We start from the raw sequence: 686 nt of genomic DNA, 5'->3' as shown, positions 1-686 counted from the left end.
CCTCCGCCCCGCCGATGCCGCAGACCGCGCCCCCGATGCCCCCCGCTCCCCCGGCCCCGCCCGCCGCCCCGTCCTTCACCAAGGTCACCCTGGACAAGGGCCGGGTCAGCCTCGCCAAGGGTGGCTCGGTCTCGCTGGAGAAGAACGGCAAGCCGTTCCTGTCCGCCGTCCGGATGGGCCTCGGCTGGGAGCCCGCCGGCCGCGGCCGCAACATCGACCTGGACGCCTCCTGCCTCGCCTTCGACGCCAAGCGCGAGAAGCTGGACACCGCCTGGTTCATGAAGCTGGGCATCTTCAACGGCGCGATCACCCACTCCGGCGACAACCTCACCGGGGAGGGCGGCGGCGACGACGAGTCGATCACGGTCCACCTGGACGGCCTGCCGGCCGAGGTCTGCGGCCTGGTCTTCGTCGTGAACTCCTTCTCCGGCCAGAAGTTCACCGACGTCAAGAACGCCTACTGCCGCCTGGTCGACGCCGCCACCAACCAGGAGCTGGTCCGCTTCGACCTCACCCACTCCGAGTCGCGCACCGGCGTGGTGATGTGCAAGCTGGTCCGCCAGTTCTCGGGCGAATGGGTGATGACCGCGATCGGCGAGTACGTCGACGCCAAGACCGCCCGCGCCATGGTCAAGCCCGCCGCCGCGATGCTCTGACCCTTCGGCGCCCCCGACGCCCCGCCGTCG

At 71.0% G+C, this 686-nt stretch carries 1 protein-coding gene; it reads left to right on the top strand.

The window, feature by feature from the left end:
* Positions 1-656: TerD family protein (locus ABD308_RS02825; RefSeq protein ID WP_344324952.1), on the top strand; the 656-nt coding region annotated here is incomplete at its 5' end.
* Positions 657-686 lie beyond the last annotated feature (30 nt).

Origin of the sequence: Kitasatospora putterlickiae, from assembly GCF_039527695.1 — a bacterium.
GTDB lineage: Bacteria > Actinomycetota > Actinomycetes > Streptomycetales > Streptomycetaceae > Kitasatospora > Kitasatospora putterlickiae.
The sequence above is the reverse complement of the archived record's forward strand: the minus strand, read 5'-3'. Positions and strand labels throughout refer to the sequence as shown.